Here is an 18867-nt window from a genome sequence, read left to right on the forward strand (position 1 = left end):
AAAATAAAATACATAGTGTATTTATGTCTAAATATTAAATGAGACGCTTATGGATGAGTCTAAAATGCAAAACACAATTTCCACTCAAGGAAATGTATCACAAAAGAAAGTTATTCTTGCAGGAACTGTAGGAAATGCCATTGAATGGTTTGATTGGACGATTTATGCAACTTTTGCGGTATTTTTCGCGAAACAATTTTTCCCATCAGATGATCCAACCGCATCATTACTTGCAACCTTTGCAATTTTTGCCGTTGGATTCTTTATGCGCCCACTGGGTGGAATCGTACTGGGAATTTTTTCTGACCGTTATGGTCGAAAAGCAGCATTAGCCGCAACCATCATAATGATGGCAGGCGGTTCATTAATGATCGGTCTTTCGCCGACTTATGAATCAATTGGCATTTTTGCACCGATTATTCTGGTACTGGCACGATTGCTTCAAGGTTTATCCTTGGGTGGTGAGTTTGCTTCAGCTGCAACCTACCTTTCAGAAATGGCACCAAAACATAAACGCGGGTTTTATTCGAGCTTTATGTTTTTCAGTTCAGCAATTGGTATTTTGATGGCATCGGGTCTTGCTTGGGGCTTAACAAGTGCTTTGACTGAAATACAAATGAATGAGTACGGATGGCGCATTCCTTTTATTCTTGGTGCAATTGGTGGCTTAATTGGCATGTGGATCCGTAAATCTGTGCCTGACAGCGAAATGACCCATAAAAAAGAATCAGTGAAAAATCCTTTGGCAGTGCTGATTAAACGTCACCCTAAAGAAACCATGCGGATTGTGGGTATTTCAATATTAACCACATTTGCCTTCTATATTTTTGTGGTTTATGTCCCGACCTATGCGATTAAAGTGCTGGGTGCCGAGCCGCAAACAGCCTTTGCTGCGAATACGGTTGGCTTGATTATTTTTATGCTGTGTCAGCCAGTTTTTGGGTGGCTATCAGACAAAATTGGCCGTAAACCGCAACTAATTGTGTTTGCAGTAGGATATTTGCTTTTCTTTTATCCAATCATTAAATGGATGGATGGAACATTTAGCTCGATTTTATTGGTCGAACTTTTTGGACTGGTTTTATATGCTTTATATACCGCCATTGGCCCAGCGGTCATGTCCGAACAGTTCCCAACAGAAGTTCGAGCGGTGGGTATTGGCGCACCATACAATTTGATGGTGGCTTTACTCGGCGGTACAACACCTTATGTACTGACTTGGCTGCAAAGTATCGGTAAACAGGATTACTTTTACTTTATGGTCTTGGTCGGTGCTTTATTAACGTTAATCACATTTATCAAAATGCCTGAAACGGCAGGAAAAGGTTTGGAAGATATAAAATGAATATAGTGAATTTATCTGCACTTGAGCTAGGTCGTCAAATTGCCTGCAAAAAGATAACTTCAGTTGAGTCAGTTCAATTTTATATTGATCGAAACCTAAAATTTAAACATCTTGATTGCATTTCAGAACTGTTCGAATCAGAGGCTTTGGAACAGGCGAAACATTTAGATGAGCTGCTTCAACAAGGCACACGCTTGAGTCCATTTCATGGTGTTCCTGTTTTATTGAAAGATAATCTGGATGTGGCAGGTCATATCACGCATGCTGGAACTGTTTATCTTGATAAAATAGCGCAAGCGAACTGCGAACTTGCCGATCAGTTACAGGCTTTGGGCTTGGTTATTTTGGGTAAAACTAAAATGACGGAATTGGCATTTGGTTTGTCAGGACAAAATCCAATGCAGGGCACACCGAAAAATCCATGGGCTGAACAGCAATTTGCACCGGGCGGATCTTCATCCGGTTCAGCAGTTGCTGTGGCTGCGGGACTGTGTCCCTTGGCATTTGGCGGTGATACTGGCGGTTCAATTCGCACACCAGCTGCATTGAATGGTGTGTTTGGATTTAAGCCATCGAGTCATAAAATTGCAGACACTGGTGCAGTGCCTTTATCCAAAACATTGGATACAGTGGGGCCATTTGCGCGTTTTGCAGCTGATATCAGTGCCTTGTTTGAACTTCTAAGTGACGCAAATGCTGAACCGGTTTCAGCTGAAAATTTTATCTATGCCTTAGATGAATCTGCATTTCCTTATCCGCTAGAGCCTGAAGTATTGGCACTATGGTGTGAAGGTTTGAAACGTATAGAATCTTTAGGCATTCAGATTAATAAGTGGCAACCACCTGCAAATTTTGATTTTAAAGATCTGTCAGATCGAACCTCTGACATTATTGCCTATGAAAGTTATTTATATCATGGTGATTCGGCTGAAAATCATGCAACGCTTATGTGGGAACTGGTTCGACAGCGCGTTCTACGTGGCAAGGAAATCACCCAACAACGATATGAGACATTGATTGCGGAACGGACTCAATTTCAGCAAGAGTTTAAAGTGTCTTTAAATGGGCAATGCTTGTTATTTCCAGTTAGCCCATTTGTTTCAGCAGTGTCGAGCGCGGCTGATACCGAGTTTAGTCACGTTGGTGAATATACCCGGCCATTTAACTATCTGGATGCACCCAGTTATGCCTTTCCAATCACACAAAGTGTGAATGGCTTACCCATGGGAATTCAGTTGGTCTCATATCAGGGTAATGATGTCGAGGTGATGAATACTGTGCAAAAAATTGCGAATGGCTTAAATATTCGTTCTATTTTTCCGCCGCTTTGTCAGCATTAAAATGCTCGATTAACTCGAACCTTCAAGAAAGAACTGCATATGCAGTTCTTTTTATTGAGGCTTATAGTTGTTTTAACTGCTGCGAACCAATCCAGTGTTTCGAGAATTGATAAGCAGCACGGCCTGAGCGTTGTCCACGTGCTTGACACCAGCGTAAGGCTTCGGCACGGGTAAACTCGGTCATTAACATGTCGGCTTTCTTCAAATAATGCTCAACAATTTCCAAGTATAAGTTTTGATCCATCGGATAGAAAGACAGCCACATGCCGAAACGGTCAGACAGTGAAATCTTTTCTTCAATCGCTTCTTGCGGGTGTAGCTCGGTATATTGTGGAACATCGACACGTGTGACCGGGGTATTTTCATGCATAAATTCAGGCAATAAATGACGACGGTTACTGGTCGCATAAATAATAAAATTGCTTGCACCGGACTGTAATGAGCCATCCAGCACACTTTTTAAACTGCGATAATTTTCATCTTCTGCATTAAAAGCCAGATCATCACAATAGACAATGAATTTTTCAGGACGATCGGCAATGATTTTTTGAATTTCCGGCAAATCTGACAAATCATCACGTTCAATCTCAATTAGGCGTAAACCTTGCGATTCATATTCAGTCAGTAGGGCACGTACAATAGAAGATTTTCCTGTACCGCGAGAACCGGTTAGCAGCACATCATTAGCCGGCAAGTCTTTTAAAAACTGCAGGGTATTTTGAATCACTTTTTCTTTTTGTTTCTCAATGCCTTTTAAATCGTCCAGATAAATCTTTTTCGGTTGTTGAATGGCTTTCAACTGTTTATCTTGCCACTTATAGGCAGAGGCGGAAAAGTTGGTTTCTTGTTTCAGTTCGGGTAAATTTTGCTGTAGCTGTTGGAGTACAGTAGCAAGGGCTTGTAAGATATTGTCGGGTAGATCAATTGTTGCCATGATTGTTCAGCTTTATGCGTACGAAATTAAAAGAAGATTTTACTTGGGACTGTATATCAAATAGTCATAGTTTGCCAATTGAATCGGGGGTATGATGGGTGAATAATCAATTGAGTATTGTGCACATATGTTGTTTGATCACCTATTGAGAATAGGACATAATAATGAAAGTGTTTGAGGGATAGATATGTTATTTACAGACTTCACGACAGATATTAATCCACATCAAGCGTATCGTATAAAAAAATTAAAAGGCCAGCTCGCAGCGGCAGAAACCTATGAAGAATGGAAAAGCATCGCCCTAAAAATAGATGAAGAATCCGGTGCACAAGAATGGAAATTTGATAACTGTTCACCTTATTTTGATGCTGAAATTATTTCTGAACGATTAAGCAGGTTAAAACGGTACCGTTTTCAGAAACGTACTCAAGACCTGATGTATATATTACGTGAAGGTCTTACCTACGATATCGCCAATATTGCCCATCCCATGCTTTTTGCGGCAACTTATGTCGGCACCAAAAAAATTATTGAAGATTATGTGGAAGAAGTCAGTGAAAGCTTGGCATATATCGCATCTTCGTCTTGTCATTGTTTGTCGATGTCGGAAAAAATAGAATTTTTCCAGCATTGTAAAAAGGCTTATGGGCAGCCTGCAATCATGTTTTCGGGTGGGGCAACATTGGGGTTGTTTCATACTGGGGTGTGTAAGGCACTGCTTGAGCAGGATTTAATGCCCAAGGTATTATCCGGTTCCAGTGCTGGAGCCATTATGACCGCCATGCTGGGGACTTCAAAACCTTCAGATATTTCAGGTCTGTTAAATGGCGAAAACTTTTTTACTGAAGCATTTCACTTCCGTAAATTTAATGAAATCATCAAAGGCAATGGTGGCTTTGCCGATGTTAAATATCTGAAAAAATTCCTGGTTGAAAATCTGGGTGATGTGACATTTGAAGAAGCCTTTAAAACCTCGGGTTTAAATGTCAACGTGGCTGTGGCACCTTATGATGCCTCACAAGAAGCCCGCATTATGAATGCCTATACTTCACCAGACTTGCTGGTTTGGAGTGCAGTATTGGCTTCCTGCGCCGTGCCGATTTTATTTCCACCGGTGAAGCTGACCAGTAAACGTCAGAATGGTCAACTTACTCCGTATATGGCAAACACGCGTTGGGTCGATGGCAGTGTAAGAAGTGATTTTCCACAAGAGAAAATGGCCAGACTGTATAATTTAAATTACACCATCGCCAGTCAGGTGAATCCGCATATTGTGCCGTTTATGCAAAGCGACTTGGAGCGTTACCGTAGTGACATGCTGAGTTGGCCTGAACGGATTATTCGCCGTCAAGGCAAGGTGATTGCCAGAGGTCTTATGGACTTTAGCCGGGGACGGATGGGTAAAATTCCTCCTATACGACGGTTGCTCGATCATGGCTATGGTGTAGTCAATCAAGGCTATTATGGTGATTTGAATATTGTGGGAAATTATAGCTTACGTCACTATAGTTATATGTTTCAGAACCCGCGTCCATATTTGTTCAAATTATTGCAACGCGAAGGTGAGCGGGCAACCTGGCCGAAAATATCCTCTATTGAAACCCATGCCCGAGTGGGTAAAACCATTCAGCATTGTTTAGAGCTTTTAAGTTATCAGCATGATCCAGAACAAAAAACCGCAGAATTTATTGCAGTTTAAAAAAGAGGATTTTGCCAACATTGCATTGCAGCTGTGCACCAAGCCCAAAAGTTTAACTTTTGGGCGTTGTTTATATACATTTGAATATCAGCAGCAACGCTATTGGTTAAAAGCCCAAAGCGCCAATATTCATCCGGACATAGAAGCCGGCTTTGTGCAGGAACTCAATTTTTATCGGCAATTTCTAGATCAAGCGCAAGCGGCCAGTTTTTTATTGCCTTTTCAAATGATTTCTCATTTTACAACCGGAGCCGAGGCACAAGGGCAGGATGTAGCAGCATTGCTATTGGCGCATGCGGATGCTTTTCTGGGGGATCTGGTCGATTGTACCCTCCAATCAGTTCAGCAGATCAGACAAAAGATCTTGCTGCTACTGGACGCTGTGGAACAATTGCATCAACTGGGCTGGGTTCATGGCGATTTAAAACGCGAGCATTTTGTTGAGTACCAAAAGCGCGCCTGTTTAATCGATTTTGAACAGGTAGAAAAAATCAATTCAGCACAACAACTGAAAAATTTGACTGCAACTCCACGTTATATGGCACCTGAACTTTTTCAAGGTGCAGATAAAACCGTACAAAGCGATATTTATGCTTTAGGCATTATTCTGTTTGAATGGTTAACAGGGCAGCGTTTGACGGCAAAAAATTATCAGGATTGGGCCTATTTGCATTGTCAGCGCTTAAGTATTGAACTTCCACCACATTTGCGCATATTTGAAAAGTTATTGACGGGCATGCTGGCCAAGCAAAAGCAGCACAGATTTGCCGATATTTGCGTGATAAAACAGCTCTTACTTACTGAAAATGCTTAAGAAAAATACAGTAAAACGTTTTTTGTTTCTTATTTAAACAAACAAGTGGATTTTTCATAAAAAGGTCTTGTCATGAGTAATCGATCTCTATAATATACACAGCCATTGGGGACGTGGCGAAATTGGTAGACGCACTGGATTTAGGTTCCAGCGCCGCAAGGTGTGAGAGTTCGAGTCTCTCCGTCCCCACCACTTAAATATCAACTTAGCTTGATAATTAGGTAACAGAGGATTGGTGTAATGGTAGCATGACGGTCTCCAAAACCGTTCGTCAAGGTTCGAATCCTTGATCCTCTGCCAAGTTTTAAAAATCCAACTACTTGGTTGGTACCCTGATGGGGACGTGGCGAAATTGGTAGACGCACTGGATTTAGGTTCCAGCGCCGCAAGGTGTGAGAGTTCGAGTCTCTCCGTCCCCACCATCATATTTAGGCAAGGTAAATCACCTTGCTTTTTTGTTGTAAAAAATCCAGCATTAAGTTGGTACCCTGATGGGGATATGGCGGAATTGGTAGACGCACTGTGTTCAGGTCGCAGCGCCTTCTGGGCGTGAGAGTTCGAGTCTCTCTATCCCCACCATCAGATTAGAGTAAGGTAAATGGCCTTGCTTTTTTGTTGTAAAAAATCCAACACTAAGTTGGTACCCTAATGGGGACGTGGCGAAATTGGTAGACGCACTGGATTTAGGTTCCAGCGCCGCAAGGTGTGAGAGTTCGAGTCTCTCCGTCCCCACCATATATTAAAGCAAGGTAAATGACCTTGCTTTTTTATTGCCTGAAAATAAGTTAAAGATCAATAAAAAAAGCCCCAAACAGGGCTTTAAATCGATTTGAATAATTGATTTGTTTTTGTCTCGGTCCAAAAGGAAAATAGCGTTTAAGCTTTTAAATGATCTTCGAATTCTTCGCCAAGTTGCATGGCAAGTGCATTGCCTGCCAAATCACAAGTGACCAGACCATATTCTTTTTTAAAGCTAAAAGTGAAGCCACGATTATCAGTCAATGACTTTACTGAATAGCCCAATTTTTCTAACCAGATACGAAATGCAATTAAATTTTTTGCCTTAACAACTTTTTTCACGAGAAAACTCCTTGTATATATAAGTTACGAACCGCTGTTAAATAATTAATAGGGATGCAGCAATTTTTTTAAAGGGTAGCTTTGGCAGGTTTTTTATAAAATAATTTTTTTGTATTTTTTTTATGCAGTAAATGGCTAAATAATCGCTAAAAAATGATTTTTATTTAAGCAAGAAGTTAGAGTAAGTAGAAATTATATGGCTGATTTTTATTTATTTTAATCGCTTTATTATTTTGGGTGAGACTAAGGAAATATTTATACACAATTTTCAATTGCTGTTAAATATTCTATTACCAGGTTATTGCTTAAAAAATATCTCAGCAAAGTAATATCTAATCTCTACTATTCGATTAGCCTTGCATTGATATAGGTATATATCGATATCTAAAAGATAGACATCTAAAAAATAGCCATCTAAAAAAATATGCATCTAAAAAAATAGCCATGCTTGATATAGTGAAAAACGTTAAAGTTGCCGTGCACAGTGTAGCAGGATCGCTCAGCAGTTCTGGGCTGTGTGTAGTGTGCAGATGATATCAACAAGCTTAGATTAAACTGGTTAAATTGAAATGATGACAGCAACCATCGAACAGCAAGTATTGGATCAAATTCAAAAGATGCAGCAACAGGATCAAGTTCCTGTTGCCGTCATGTTAGGGCATGAAGACTGGCTGATTTTTGCCGAGCAGTCGAAAGTAGCTTATACACCTTTTGGCAGTGCTCGACGTTATCAACCTGCTTTAGCTGGCTTGTTATTGGTTCGTGTTGATGAAATGAATATGACGCGTGTGGTAACTCAAACTGAGTTGGATGCTTATGCTCAAACACATCAGCTTCTATAAACATTTCATATGATACATATATTAAAACTGATCTTTTAACTGCCGTAAGCGTTGGAATTCCTCGACGCTATCGGCTCTTAAAAACGGATTGGTTTCCAATTCCAGTTCAATCGTGCTGGGTAAGGTGCATTGTCCCAGCATGCGTTGGGCTTCTACTTTATCGAAGCGCTGCTGAATCGCAAGATTATCGGGTTCTACATGCAAGGAAAACTTGGCATTGGCCAGCGTGTATTCATGAGTACAGTAGACCTTGGTGCGTGCAGGCAAAGCAGCCAGACGATTCAGTGAATGGTACATTTGCTCGTAAGTACCTTCAAATACCCGACCACAACCCATGGCAAACAATGTATCGCCACAGAAAAGCACATCCAAAGCATCAATAAAATAAACAATATGCCCCAGCGTATGTCCCGGTACGGCAAGAATCTCAATATTTAAATCATGAAAATGAATATGGGCTTCATGTTGTAGCGGATGAGTGATAAAAGGAACTTTACTCAACTCATCACGCGGTCCATACACAGGAATGTGGCGGTTGATTAAAAGTTCAGGTACACCGCCGGTATGATCTTTATGCCAATGTGTCAGCCAGATTTGACTGAGCTTTAAGCCATGTTCTGCGCAATAGTCTTCGACCAGATGTGCTTCAGTTGGGTCAACTGCGACCACTTCTTTAGTTGGAATATGTTCTAATAACCAAATATAGTTCTGTAATTGATTTTTCACATCAATCATATGGATTTGAAAATTCATGAGATATAAATCAATAATATAGATATGAATAAGCTAGCGTTAAAGCCAAGTTTTTTCTAGGGGAAAATCGCAATTAATAGGGCAGGTTTTATACATAAAGTTGCTGATCTGTAGGATGAGATAAAGCTCATCCTCATAGACAGCTTTTTAATTTAAAAATGGTTGCAATTGAATGCTGGTTGAAACGATTTATGTATTGCAGTCAGCACATGCAAAAAATGCTGAGTATAAAAATGGGGTAGATCAATATGAAAATGTATCAGGTAGATGCGTTTACAACGGAATTATTTAAGGGGAATCCAGCGGCCGTGATTATCACCGAGCAATGGCTAGATGAAGCGTCAATGCAGAATATCGCTCTGGAAAATAATCTGTCTGAAACGGCATTTGTTAGAATAATCGATGCTGAGAATTATGAAATCCGCTGGTTTACCCCAACCACTGAAGTGAACTTTTGCGGGCATGCCACTTTAGCCAGCAGTTTTGTGCTATTTAAGGATTTTACCACTGCGAAAACCATCCTGTTTCATGTAAAAAACCTAGGTGTTTTTGTGGTGAGCCAAGCGGCTGATGGCAAAATCAAAATGAATTTTCCGATTCGCCGTGCAGAAAAAATTACCCATTATCCTGAAATTTTAAAGCAAATTTTAAGCAAGCCATTTAAAAATGTTTTTTTAAATAATCAGGCTTACATTATGGAATATGAAAATCCACAAGATGTACTGGATGAAAAGCCCAACCTGCAATTATTAAAACAATGGGCACAACATCAAGCAAAAGTAACAGAACCGCAGGTTGCGCTGGATCTTGCCATTACGGCTCAGGCAGTTACAGCTTATGATTGTGTATCTCGTTATTTTGCCCCAGCCAATGGTATTGACGAAGATCCGGTTACAGGTTCAATTCATTGCGCTATTGCACCGCTTTGGGCAGATAAATGGGGCAAAAGTGAAATTCTGGCTTATCAGGCATCTGCACGTGGAGGAAACTTATATTGTGAAGTGCTTGAAAATGAACGGATTGAAATTTCAGGTTATGCCAAGTTATATATGCAGGCTGAGTTAAATTTTTAACTTGTGGATATAAAAGAACTACAAAGTTGTTGAAATAATCAGCAATTCTTGCAAAAAGTTACTACTCGCCATCATCATCATTTTCTAAGATGTGATGGCTTAAAAATTCATATGACTGAATAAATTGGAATAATTATGCTCATGCGGTTTAAACAACTTACTATCTCATTATTATTTGTTGGCTTTAGTGCAACTGCTTGGGCACAGCCTATTTTAATTAAATCTGAGCAGAAGATTGAAGAATATAAATTAGACAATGGTTTTCGCGTGGTGCTGGCGCAAAATGATAAAGAAAATAAAGTATTTATGAACACGGTCTATCTGACCGGTTCACTTAATGATCCGCAGGGTAAAGGTGGTTTGGCACATTTGCTGGAGCATCTGGCATTTAAGGGTACCCAAAATATCAAGGGTGAAGAATTTCAGCGCCGTCTGGATCAATATACCTTAATGACCAATGCCAGTACCGATTATTATTCCACTAAATATACCAATATTATTCGTCCTGAACAGAATGCAATTAATGAAGTGATTCATCTTGAAGCCGAGCGCATGGATAAACTGGTGCTGCAAGAAAAGTTTGTTCCTTCGGAAATTTCGATTGTGAAACGCGAACGCGAAGTGCGTATGGATCAGCCTTTTTCGGTGATGATGGACCAGATGTGGAAATCGGCTTATGGCAACCGCTATTTGGGACGTTTGCCAATTGGCGATTTAAACGAACTGCAATCCATTAAAATGGATGAGCTGAATAAATTTTACCGTACCTGGTATGCACCGAATAATGCCGTGATGATTATTTCCGGTAAATTTGATAAGGCAGCCGTATTAAAACAGATTGATCAACAATTTAGTCCAATAGCAGCCCGTCAGGTTCCTGCTCAGACCAAAGTTCCTGTGCTGGATTCGGCCAAAATTCAGCAAAGAAATTTTGTCGTGAAAAAGGGCAGTGATCTGGCCAAATTCAATATTTACCTGAACGGCAAAAATGAAAAAATCAAATCTGCTTTGGCACTGGCACCCTATTTATATACCATGCAGCCGAGTGGACATTTATATCAGAGCGTGGTGGAAACTGGGCTAAGTACCGGTGTTCAATCGACTACCTGGCTGGATCAGGACTTTAATCTGGTGTTTATGGGAGCGGTTTACGCGCCAAATCATGATGAGAAAAAGGTTCAATCCGAACTGGTGGCAGGAGTAGAGAAAAAACAGGCCTTTAATGAGACCGAATTGAACCGAGTGAAAAATTTAATTCAGAATCAGGCAGACAGTGTGCTGAGTAATGCGGCTGCACTGGGTGGGCGATTAAGTGATTACTATGTGGCTTATCAGGGCGATTGGTCACAGTATTTTACTGATCTGAATAATGTAAAACAGCTCAAGCTGAACGAGGTCAATCAGACCCTGACCCAGTTTTTAGTGCCCGAACACCGTATTTCTGGTGATATTAAACCGACTCCGGAAGATCAGAAAAAAGCATTGCAGCAACAGGCCGCCGAGCAGCCTAAAACGCCAAATCAGACCAGTGTGCAAGAAGAGCCGCTTAAAGATAGCAGTGTCTATAAGCAGGAAGTCGCGGAATATGTGAAAACATCCAAACAGTATTTGCTGAGTACGGAAAAGAAAATTCAGCGTGGAAAATTGAAAAATGGCATTGCCTATGCCTTATATCCGACCTCCACCCGTGATGATAAAACCTATGCCACGATTTCTATCGATTTCGGTACAGAACAATCCTTATTTAACAAAGGTGAAGTGCTGGATTTGATGGCGTATTTACTGTTACGTGGTTCAGAGCAATATAGCTTGCAGGATATTGCAGACAAATCGATTGAAGCAGGCGGTGGAGCAACTGCTAGCGCCTCAGCCAATAGCATTACCATTCAGATTGTGGCGAAAAAAGACAAATTTGAGGATTATTTCAAATTTATGATGCAGGTACTGAAAAAGCCGAAGTTTGAACAGTCGCAATTTGACTTGATTAAATCACAAAGCTTGTCGAGCCTGGATCGTCCTTATACTGAACCTGAAACGGTTGCAGCACTGACCATGACCCGCTTATTAGAAACCTATCAACCGGGAGATTTGCGTTACCATTTTGAGCCGGATCTTTCCAAACAGCAGATTAAAGCGGCAACTGTTGAGCAAGTGAAAAAGTTATATCAGGATTTCTTTGTCAGTAATCATGCACAGATTGCCATCACTGGTGATTATCAGGCTCAGCCCATGCTTAAACTGCTGCAAAAAGAATTTTCAGGATGGAAAGCGCAACAGCCTTATCAACGTCTAAGTTCTGATTATCAGGCGTATAAAGCACAAAAAGTTCATGCCTTGGCGGAGCAACGTGAATTTGGTAATTATCAGGCAATTTTGACCTTGCCGGTAGGTTCAAACCATGCCGATGCACCAGCACTCATGGTGTTGAGTTATATTATGGGTGACTCGCAACTGTCTTCACGCCTGGCTCAAGAACTACGTGAGAAAAATGCCCTGGTGTATGGTTTTGGCAGTGATCTGGATCTGGATGAGTGGATCGACTCAGGTGCACTCACTATTGAAGCCAATTATACAGCAGCGAAGTCGGTGCAAGTATCACAAGGGGTGCATAAAGTCCTGAATGATTTACTTAGTAATGGGGTGACGGAACAGGAGCTGGAAGCGGCCAAAGCCAATATTCTGAAAAAACGGGTCACTGCTTTGGAAGATGAGCGTAATATTCACGCAATGCTTATGCCACAGCTGGAACATAATCGCGACTTATTGTTTCGTGAGAAGCGTGATCAGGCATTCGCAAAACTCAGCAAAGCCGATGTAGACGCCGTGATCAAGAAATACATCAAACTGGATCAGCTGGTGGAAGTCATGGCGGACCAGTATGGGAAGCCACAAAACAAGTCATAATTTTTAATCCCTTCTTTAAAACTCCTCCCTTTTATAAAGGGAGGTTGGGAGGGATTTTGACTGATTGAATAATGAATAGTGAATAGTGAATAGTTATAAGCGATAAAACTGCTTCGCATTATGATGAAATACCCGTTCCAATGCATTCGCATCACATGCCACAACTGCATCACTAAGGGCATCAATTGTTGAGCAGTGAAGTGCTGACCCGATCCATCGGAAAGTTGAAGGCAAACATTACCCGGTAACTGCCAAAGTTTTGCAGCACATGGCTGATCAGTGGAAAGGCCAGATCATAAACTTCCTGTTTGCTGGCGAGGCGGTTTTGCTTATGAAACTGATGAACCCAACACAGGCATAAACATTCGGGTAGCTGGTCAGTTCGGTAATATCCTTGTCTTCATGTACTGCTGCCATTTTACGAACGTCTTTAAAGCGCGGCGAAGCTTTTTTATGCAATTGCAAAATCTTTTTAAAATTGCTGTCACGTGAATCTGCTGTTGCATTTCTATCCTTAGTACAGCAAATCTTTATTAGTTAAAATCTTGTAAAGTATTATGGCTTTTAAGAGCCTTTCATCCAAAAAAAGGGCCTAAAAAAAGCCCTGACGGGCTTTTTTAACAGATGATCAGTGCTGATGATCATGATCATGATCATGGTCATGCTTATTGGCATGAAATTCTTCGTTATGACGGAAGCGAAGATAGTTTTCAAACTGTTCGCAATATTCGTCATAGTTGTCTTCCAGCATCATCTGGAACTGCTGCATGATATAAGACATCACCTGATCTTTGGCATCGCGCATTTCATTGCCATCTTTAAAGTTATTGGCAGCCACCCAGGTATTAAAACGGGCAGTACCGAACAACATTGCAGCGCTTACTTGTCCGCGCATTTCAGCAGGTTTCACGGCTGAACCTTTTTCGACACGGCAAAATTCATTGGCCTGTTTAATAAATTCATCAGCACGTTCAAAAAAAGCAGCATTTAACGCTTCTTCTTCGGTTACATCTGTTGCTTCAATCTTTTGAACCATGAACTTTTCCTGCAAAAACGATCTAATGGCATATTATAGGCAAAGCCTTGCAGAAACTAAACCTTTGGCTTAATCTAAAAATAGCCTAAGCATAAAATGGATACTCCAATGCAAGATGCCATTGCCGTACAAAGTTTAAAAAGTGATATCGCCTTATTGCGTCAAAATATCTGGCCGCCTGCAAATCTGGCCAATGTTGAAGGCTTGCCTATTTATTATGGCTCTAAAAAAGAAGTTGATGAATATTATCGGCAATGGACCGGTCTAATTGAAAGGGCACAAGACCTGTTTCAGCCTTTTATGCAAGATGAAATTATGGATGCCGTGCATTTACCCAGCCATTTGAATCTGCCGTTATTTTATTTTCATGTCGATCGAATCCGGATTAACAAAACCCGTGCCAAAGAGTCGAAAACTTTTCGTGGTATTGCCAGCCTGATCGATAAATGTGGAGAATATCCACCCGAGCAGATTCAAGCCATGCGTGCCTGGCTGGAAAGTGATGATACGGCAGCATTAGTGGCACACCGTGAATTTATTGATTTGCGTACTTATGTGTTCCAGCATGGACAAAGTGAATATACCCGTACACGGTTTTATGTGAATGGCATTGTACTCAGTACAGAGCCACATTTTGAACTGGTGGATGCCCGCGATAAACCGCGAAAACAGCGCAACGATAGTTATAGCGACCCGTTGGCGGATAATGGAACCTGGAAAATATTTGGCAAATATCGCTAATATTTAATTCTCTTTTTATATTTACCAGAAAGTATCGGTTTTAGAATATTCATCTAAATGCTGTTTGGCCTGTTGCAGAATGTATTTTTTTTCATTGGCAATCCAGCCCAAGGCAAACCATGCTTTTTGCTTTCTCTTTACGATGTTCTGGAACATGACTTCAGCCATCATTAAATCATTATATTGTCCCAGGCTTTCCTGTGCAGGTTTTAAATCTTTAAGATAACGCTTTACATCTTTGTCTGGATAAAGTGAAGCCACAAACTCTACCGAATAACGCAAACGTTTGACCCGTTTGCGGGTGCGATGCCGTGACGGAATATCTAAATCTAGAAATTGTTCAGCATCTTTGCAGATCTGGTGATGTAATTTTTGCAGTTTTTTGGCGATATCTTTTTTTAATCCGGATTTTTTCTTGTTTTTAACCGGTTGATGGACGAATTGTAGTAGCGCTAACATCAGGTTAACGAAGTCTGAAGAACGTAATGATTCATCCACTGCAATCTGATTTTCTTCAGTAATATTCGGAAGTTCAATATAAGGTCCTCCCGCTTGTTGTAATTGCGGTAAAAGTCCTTCGTTCAAGGCATCGCGGTCACGGGTTGCACCCAGTTGACGAAATAAGTCGGTCAGTTGTTCTTGCCATTGTGGATTTACCTGATCTGACCAATCATCAAACACACGCAAGGCACTTCTTAAACGGCGCATGGCAACGCGTGCCTGATGTACATGTTCGCTGTCATATTGTTCAGCAGCGATTGCCGCTGCATTCGGTAACAGATGCTGCAAGGCATTATTGATGATCTGTTTTAATGTGCTATCTGTTGAATCCTGTGAGTTCAATTGTAGGGGAGCGGCAAACTGAGCCGGTGGAATTGTTAAATCCTGGGCTAGTAAATCGCCGCGTTGCGCTTTGCTGCGAACATCCAGCCATAAATCATAACGCTGCACCCAAGGCTGGATAAATTTGATCAGGTCATGGATAGAACCTTGTTTAAGCTCAAATTCAATTTCATAAATAGGTAGTTTTTGATCGTTGTGACGAATCTCACCACGATCCAGACTGACCTCAATTTCTGAACGGTTAAAATGAACCACGTGCACCAGACGTTGAACCACTGTTTCATATTGCACAGTCAGGTTTTTAGCCTGTTTGCCCAAAGCATTTTGCAGCAATTGTTTTGCTTGCGAATTGGACGGGTAAATCTTGAGATCTAAAGTCGGATCTTTTAGCTCGCCCAAGTCTTTTTCTAATTCAAAACGTTGTAAGGAATGATTACAGGGCGCTTTTAAGGTTTGTATCCAGTGATCGTCTTCAAGACGTTGCCGTAATGAAATCTTTTGTTGAGCCAAATGCCGTTCGGGCGTGTCGTAGTATTTTGCATATAAAGAAATCAAGCGAGCATTCTTGTTCAAGAAGAGCTGATAGAGCTTTTCTTGATGTGATGCGGGAATCTGAAATTTTAATTCTACTTCGAGCATGTTAAAACTCCTGACACTTGATCATCGATACTGTCATGACTTCGATTGTAAGCCAGTCTCAAAAAAAGGGTAGAGTTTTGCGAGGAAAATAAACAAAGCATATGCAGGATAAATCAAGCTCATTTACTGATCCTGCAAGATGCTCTGGATGTAGCGATTTTAAAATTTTTACAGTTTTTAGAGTGATTAGTTTTTATCGCTACTTAATAAATTTACGACTCACCAGAAACTGTTCTGTCGCTTCCAGCAGATTCTGCGCATACACTTCCTGTTTGGCTGTTAGCCAGCCCAACACAAACCAGTCACTGGCTTCCAGTTCAGTTTGCTGGATATACTCGGCAGAAGAGGCCAGAATCTGATATTCACTGGCTGCAAGTTGAGCGTCATTCAAGGCTTTGCTGTATTTCTGCAAATTCTTGACATCATAAATCGAGGTTAAAATAGGGAAGCTAAATTTCAGTTCATGAATTTTAGTGGCTAAGGTATCCAGACTTGCAAAGTCAGTAATATCGGCACCGTTTAGGCTGTCTTGCAACTGTTTATATTGATTTTGCAGAGTGGTTTGCGCAAAACCTTTTAGGTCTTGTGCTTGTGTCTTATCTTCCTGGTCCAAACTGAACATCAATAATTCCAGATAGTGATGCACATTTTGGGTTGAACGCACCAGATTGGCCAACTTTTCTTTGGCATACAAAATATCTTTGGCTAAATTTGATGCAGTATTAGGGTTCTGTAAAAATGCACCTAAAGTGGTTTGCATGTGCTGCAAATGCTGCAAATGATCGAACTGCTGCTTAAACGCACCCAGTTGCATGGCCCATTTGTCTGAAACAGCCTCATTCCAGTCTTTAAATAGCGCTAGTGTCAAATTCAAATGATCCAGGGCAATTTGCGCTTGCTGAACATGTTCCTTTTCCGCAACGCCTGCTGAAATGGCTGCAATATTCGGCAGCAAATGCTGGAGTTGCTGTGCGATCAGCAGACGCAAGTTTTTATTGGCCGGATCTTTTTTGCTTAAATTAAATTCTTTGGCAGATTTTGCCGGACTGACTTGTTGCTGGGTGGCTAAAAGATTGCCGATTTCAGCTTTGCTACGCACATCCAGCCATAAATGATATTTTTTTACCCATTCAAAGCTAAAGGCTAACAGCGATTGAATAGAGCCGGCTTTAAGTTCAAATTCAACTTCATGCACGTCACTTTGCGCCGTTTCGGTACGCACTGCACCGACATCCAGGCTGACTTCAATATCGGTTTCTTCAAACTGGATCACCCGAAAGGTGCGCTGTATATCGGTTTCAAATTGCAGTTTGAGCTGATCCTGTGCATCTCCCAAAGCATTTTTCAAGATTTGCTGTGCTTCGGCATCCTGGTTATAAATCGATAAATCCAGTTGCGGGGCGTGTTCAAGTTCCCCTAGGTCATGATTATGCTCAAAACGGTGTAAGTGGCTTTTCCCGGCAGCTTTTAAGGTTTGAATCCAGCGTGTGCCTTCCAGGCGTTGTCTTAAGGCAACGCCGTGCTGAGAAAGTAGGCGATCTTCAGTATCATAATATTTGGCTTTCAGTTGAATAATTTCAGATTTTTTAGGATCTAATGCCTTAGCCAGGGCATTACGTCTTGCTTCAGGAATTTGAAATTTTAATTCCACTTCAACCATGATCTTTCATCCTAATTTTTTGATGTGATGCCAACAATGAAACACGACATCCGATAGCTTACAAATGCGTTATAAAATCTATTTTTTCTAGCGCCAGAATTGTATTGTTCATTCTAGGCTTCTGTTCTAGGCTTTTGATTGTAGCGAAAATGAAGTTTGATGTAAGACTTGACGAATGGATTTGTGAATAATTGATTTGGAAATGATCAAAAAATGATGCTGGCGGGCACTTTAATTTGAGCGAAATATACGCTAACGTAAATGAAAACAGCGGGACGACGACTATGAATACAACGATTCAGCTCCAATTTGAACATCAACCGGAATTTCAGCTACCGATTCAAAACTATCATGAATTTTATCGGTTTTATCTCACTGAGCATCGTAATATCATGAGTCGCCGTTTGCACATATTGGGCAGTAGTGTCGGATTGTGTTTATTGAGCCGTGCTATTCTAAAAAGAAAGCCCAAATATGTGGTTTATGGTTTATTGAGTGGTTATGCCAGCGCATGGATTGGACATTTTGTGTTTGAAAAAAACAAGCCGGCAAGTTTTAAACAGCCGTTGTATAGTTTTATTTCAGATTGGCGCATGTTTTCCGATGTAATGCGCGGCAATTTAAGTTTAAAAGATCGCTCTCTGGATAAAATTCCAAGTTAGGTAAATCAGCTGACTAGTTTTTAGTCAGTATATTTCGTCGCAAAAATTTACCCAAAGATAAAATAGCTGAAAATATATCGCAGATGGACTTGCAATATTAGAATGAATATTCTATTAATAGAGCAGACACTTAAGAAGTTGATTTTTTTCACTTCAAAACTGTCCCAATCTTAAAGTTTTCCAAGCCTAGAGCGACCTTTCTCTAGGCTTTTTTTATGCAAAGAATTCTGTATAAAAGCGGAATGTTTTAAGTAGAGTAAAAATACATTTTTTCTAAAAATAGAAAATGATTCGGGCATGAATCATCCTTCAGGATTAAAAAATAGTACGCAATTTTGGCTGAGTACCAGGATAAAATAAGGCGACTCCCTAATCCTTCATTCGCTTCCCCAAGCGCGTTTTATAATGAAGGATCAGGAAGTCTGTTCTTGGCTCGCATTTTTTATAATTATTATTTATTGTTATTCTTTGACTTATTAAACTGTTTAATGTCCAGATGATC

The 18867-nt window shown here is 40.6% G+C and carries 15 protein-coding genes, 5 tRNA genes and 1 pseudogene; 14 read left to right on the plus strand and 7 right to left on the minus strand.

Annotated features, from left to right (window positions below; translation table 11 throughout):
- The first annotated feature begins 64 nt into the window (after positions 1–64).
- Together B9T26_RS13665 and B9T26_RS13670 are read left to right on the plus strand one after the other, a co-directional pair.
- Entirely contained in the window at positions 65–1345 is a 1281-nt protein-coding gene (locus B9T26_RS13665; protein WP_227518817.1) for an MFS transporter, read from the plus strand.
- Positions 1342–2685: an amidase gene (locus B9T26_RS13670; RefSeq protein ID WP_086200216.1), complete on the plus strand. Its 1344-nt coding sequence runs from the start codon at positions 1342–1344 to the stop codon at positions 2683–2685. Before B9T26_RS13665 ends, B9T26_RS13670 begins: the two co-directional genes overlap by 4 nt.
- Positions 2686–2746: 61 nt before the next feature.
- Here the strand turns inward: B9T26_RS13670 and B9T26_RS13675 are convergent, their stop codons facing one another.
- Positions 2747–3619 carry an ATP-binding protein gene (locus B9T26_RS13675; protein ID WP_086200217.1) on the minus strand — a complete coding sequence of 291 codons (873 nt, stop codon included), beginning with the start codon at positions 3617–3619 and terminating at the stop codon, positions 2747–2749.
- A gap of 187 nt (positions 3620–3806) precedes the next feature.
- Here B9T26_RS13675 and B9T26_RS13680 point away from each other — a divergent pair, with 187 nt between their 5' ends.
- The 7 genes from B9T26_RS13680 to B9T26_RS13710 all read left to right on the plus strand — a co-directional run bounded on the left by B9T26_RS13680 (position 3807) and on the right by B9T26_RS13710 (position 6867).
- The gene (locus tag B9T26_RS13680) at positions 3807–5318 is read left to right on the plus strand and encodes a DUF3336 domain-containing protein (RefSeq protein ID WP_086200218.1); all 1512 of its coding nucleotides are present in this window, start codon (positions 3807–3809) and stop codon (positions 5316–5318) included.
- On the plus strand, positions 5278–6132 hold the full coding sequence (locus B9T26_RS13685; RefSeq protein ID WP_086200219.1) for a protein kinase domain-containing protein: 855 nt from the start codon (positions 5278–5280) through the stop codon (positions 6130–6132). Before B9T26_RS13680 ends, B9T26_RS13685 begins: the two co-directional genes overlap by 41 nt.
- 107 nt (positions 6133–6239) lie before the next feature.
- Positions 6240–6324: transfer RNA gene (locus B9T26_RS13690), tRNA-Leu, on the plus strand.
- A gap of 34 nt (positions 6325–6358) precedes the next feature.
- A tRNA-Trp gene (locus B9T26_RS13695) sits at positions 6359–6432 on the plus strand.
- A gap of 37 nt (positions 6433–6469) precedes the next feature.
- Positions 6470–6554 (plus strand) — tRNA-Leu (locus B9T26_RS13700).
- Between the two features lie 71 nt (positions 6555–6625).
- Positions 6626–6711, plus strand: a tRNA-Leu gene (locus tag B9T26_RS13705).
- Positions 6712–6782: 71 nt separating this feature from the next.
- Positions 6783–6867, plus strand: a tRNA-Leu gene (locus B9T26_RS13710).
- Positions 6868–7008: 141 nt separating this feature from the next.
- Here B9T26_RS13710 and B9T26_RS13715 read toward each other — a convergent pair.
- A complete protein-coding gene (locus B9T26_RS13715; RefSeq protein WP_086176023.1) occupies positions 7009–7212 on the minus strand; it encodes a hypothetical protein in 204 nt (67 codons plus the stop codon).
- Positions 7213–7781: 569 nt separating this feature from the next.
- On the opposite strand from B9T26_RS13715, the gene B9T26_RS13720 reads away from it, so the two are divergent.
- Positions 7782–8054, plus strand: coding sequence for a hypothetical protein (locus B9T26_RS13720; RefSeq protein WP_086200220.1), 273 nt, complete (start codon positions 7782–7784; stop codon positions 8052–8054).
- A 21-nt stretch (positions 8055–8075) separates the two neighbouring features.
- On the opposite strand, the gene gloB is transcribed toward B9T26_RS13720, so the two are convergent.
- A complete protein-coding gene (gloB, locus tag B9T26_RS13725; protein WP_086200221.1) occupies positions 8076–8807 on the minus strand; it encodes a hydroxyacylglutathione hydrolase in 732 nt (243 codons plus the stop codon).
- A 248-nt stretch (positions 8808–9055) separates the two neighbouring features.
- On the opposite strand from gloB, the gene B9T26_RS13730 reads away from it, so the two are divergent.
- Both B9T26_RS13730 and B9T26_RS13735 read left to right on the plus strand, forming a co-directional pair.
- Complete coding sequence (locus B9T26_RS13730) at positions 9056–9880, plus strand: PhzF family phenazine biosynthesis protein (RefSeq protein WP_086200222.1); 825 nt, start codon at positions 9056–9058, stop codon at positions 9878–9880.
- A 135-nt stretch (positions 9881–10015) separates the two neighbouring features.
- A complete protein-coding gene (locus B9T26_RS13735; protein ID WP_086200223.1) occupies positions 10016–12784 on the plus strand; it encodes a M16 family metallopeptidase in 2769 nt (922 codons plus the stop codon).
- Between the two features lie 93 nt (positions 12785–12877).
- On the opposite strand, the pseudogene B9T26_RS15850 reads toward B9T26_RS13735, so the two are convergent.
- Both B9T26_RS15850 and B9T26_RS13745 read right to left on the minus strand, forming a co-directional pair.
- Positions 12878–13288, minus strand: a pseudogene (locus B9T26_RS15850) (amidohydrolase family protein); the annotation flags it as partial.
- Between the two features lie 124 nt (positions 13289–13412).
- Positions 13413–13820, minus strand: a complete 408-nt coding sequence (locus B9T26_RS13745) for a DUF3144 domain-containing protein (protein ID WP_086200224.1) — start codon at positions 13818–13820, stop codon at positions 13413–13415.
- 108 nt (positions 13821–13928) lie between these two features.
- Between B9T26_RS13745 and B9T26_RS13750 the strand changes: the two genes are divergently transcribed.
- Complete coding sequence (locus tag B9T26_RS13750; protein WP_086200225.1) at positions 13929–14561, plus strand: hypothetical protein; 633 nt, start codon at positions 13929–13931, stop codon at positions 14559–14561.
- Positions 14562–14582: 21 nt separating this feature from the next.
- Here the strand turns inward: B9T26_RS13750 and B9T26_RS13755 are convergent, their stop codons facing one another.
- Positions 14583–16043: a CYTH and CHAD domain-containing protein gene (locus tag B9T26_RS13755; protein WP_086200226.1), complete on the minus strand. Its 1461-nt coding sequence runs from the start codon at positions 16041–16043 to the stop codon at positions 14583–14585.
- A 199-nt stretch (positions 16044–16242) separates the two neighbouring features.
- Positions 16243–17703, minus strand: coding sequence for an inorganic triphosphatase (locus tag B9T26_RS13760; protein ID WP_086200227.1), 1461 nt, complete (start codon positions 17701–17703; stop codon positions 16243–16245).
- 284 nt (positions 17704–17987) lie between these two features.
- On the opposite strand from B9T26_RS13760, the gene B9T26_RS13765 reads away from it, so the two are divergent.
- Entirely contained in the window at positions 17988–18365 is a 378-nt protein-coding gene (locus B9T26_RS13765) for a DUF962 domain-containing protein (RefSeq protein WP_086200228.1), read from the plus strand.
- The last annotated feature ends 502 nt before the right edge of the window (positions 18366–18867 follow it).

The organism is Acinetobacter sp. ANC 4169, assembly GCF_002135355.1.
GTDB lineage: Bacteria > Pseudomonadota > Gammaproteobacteria > Pseudomonadales > Moraxellaceae > Acinetobacter.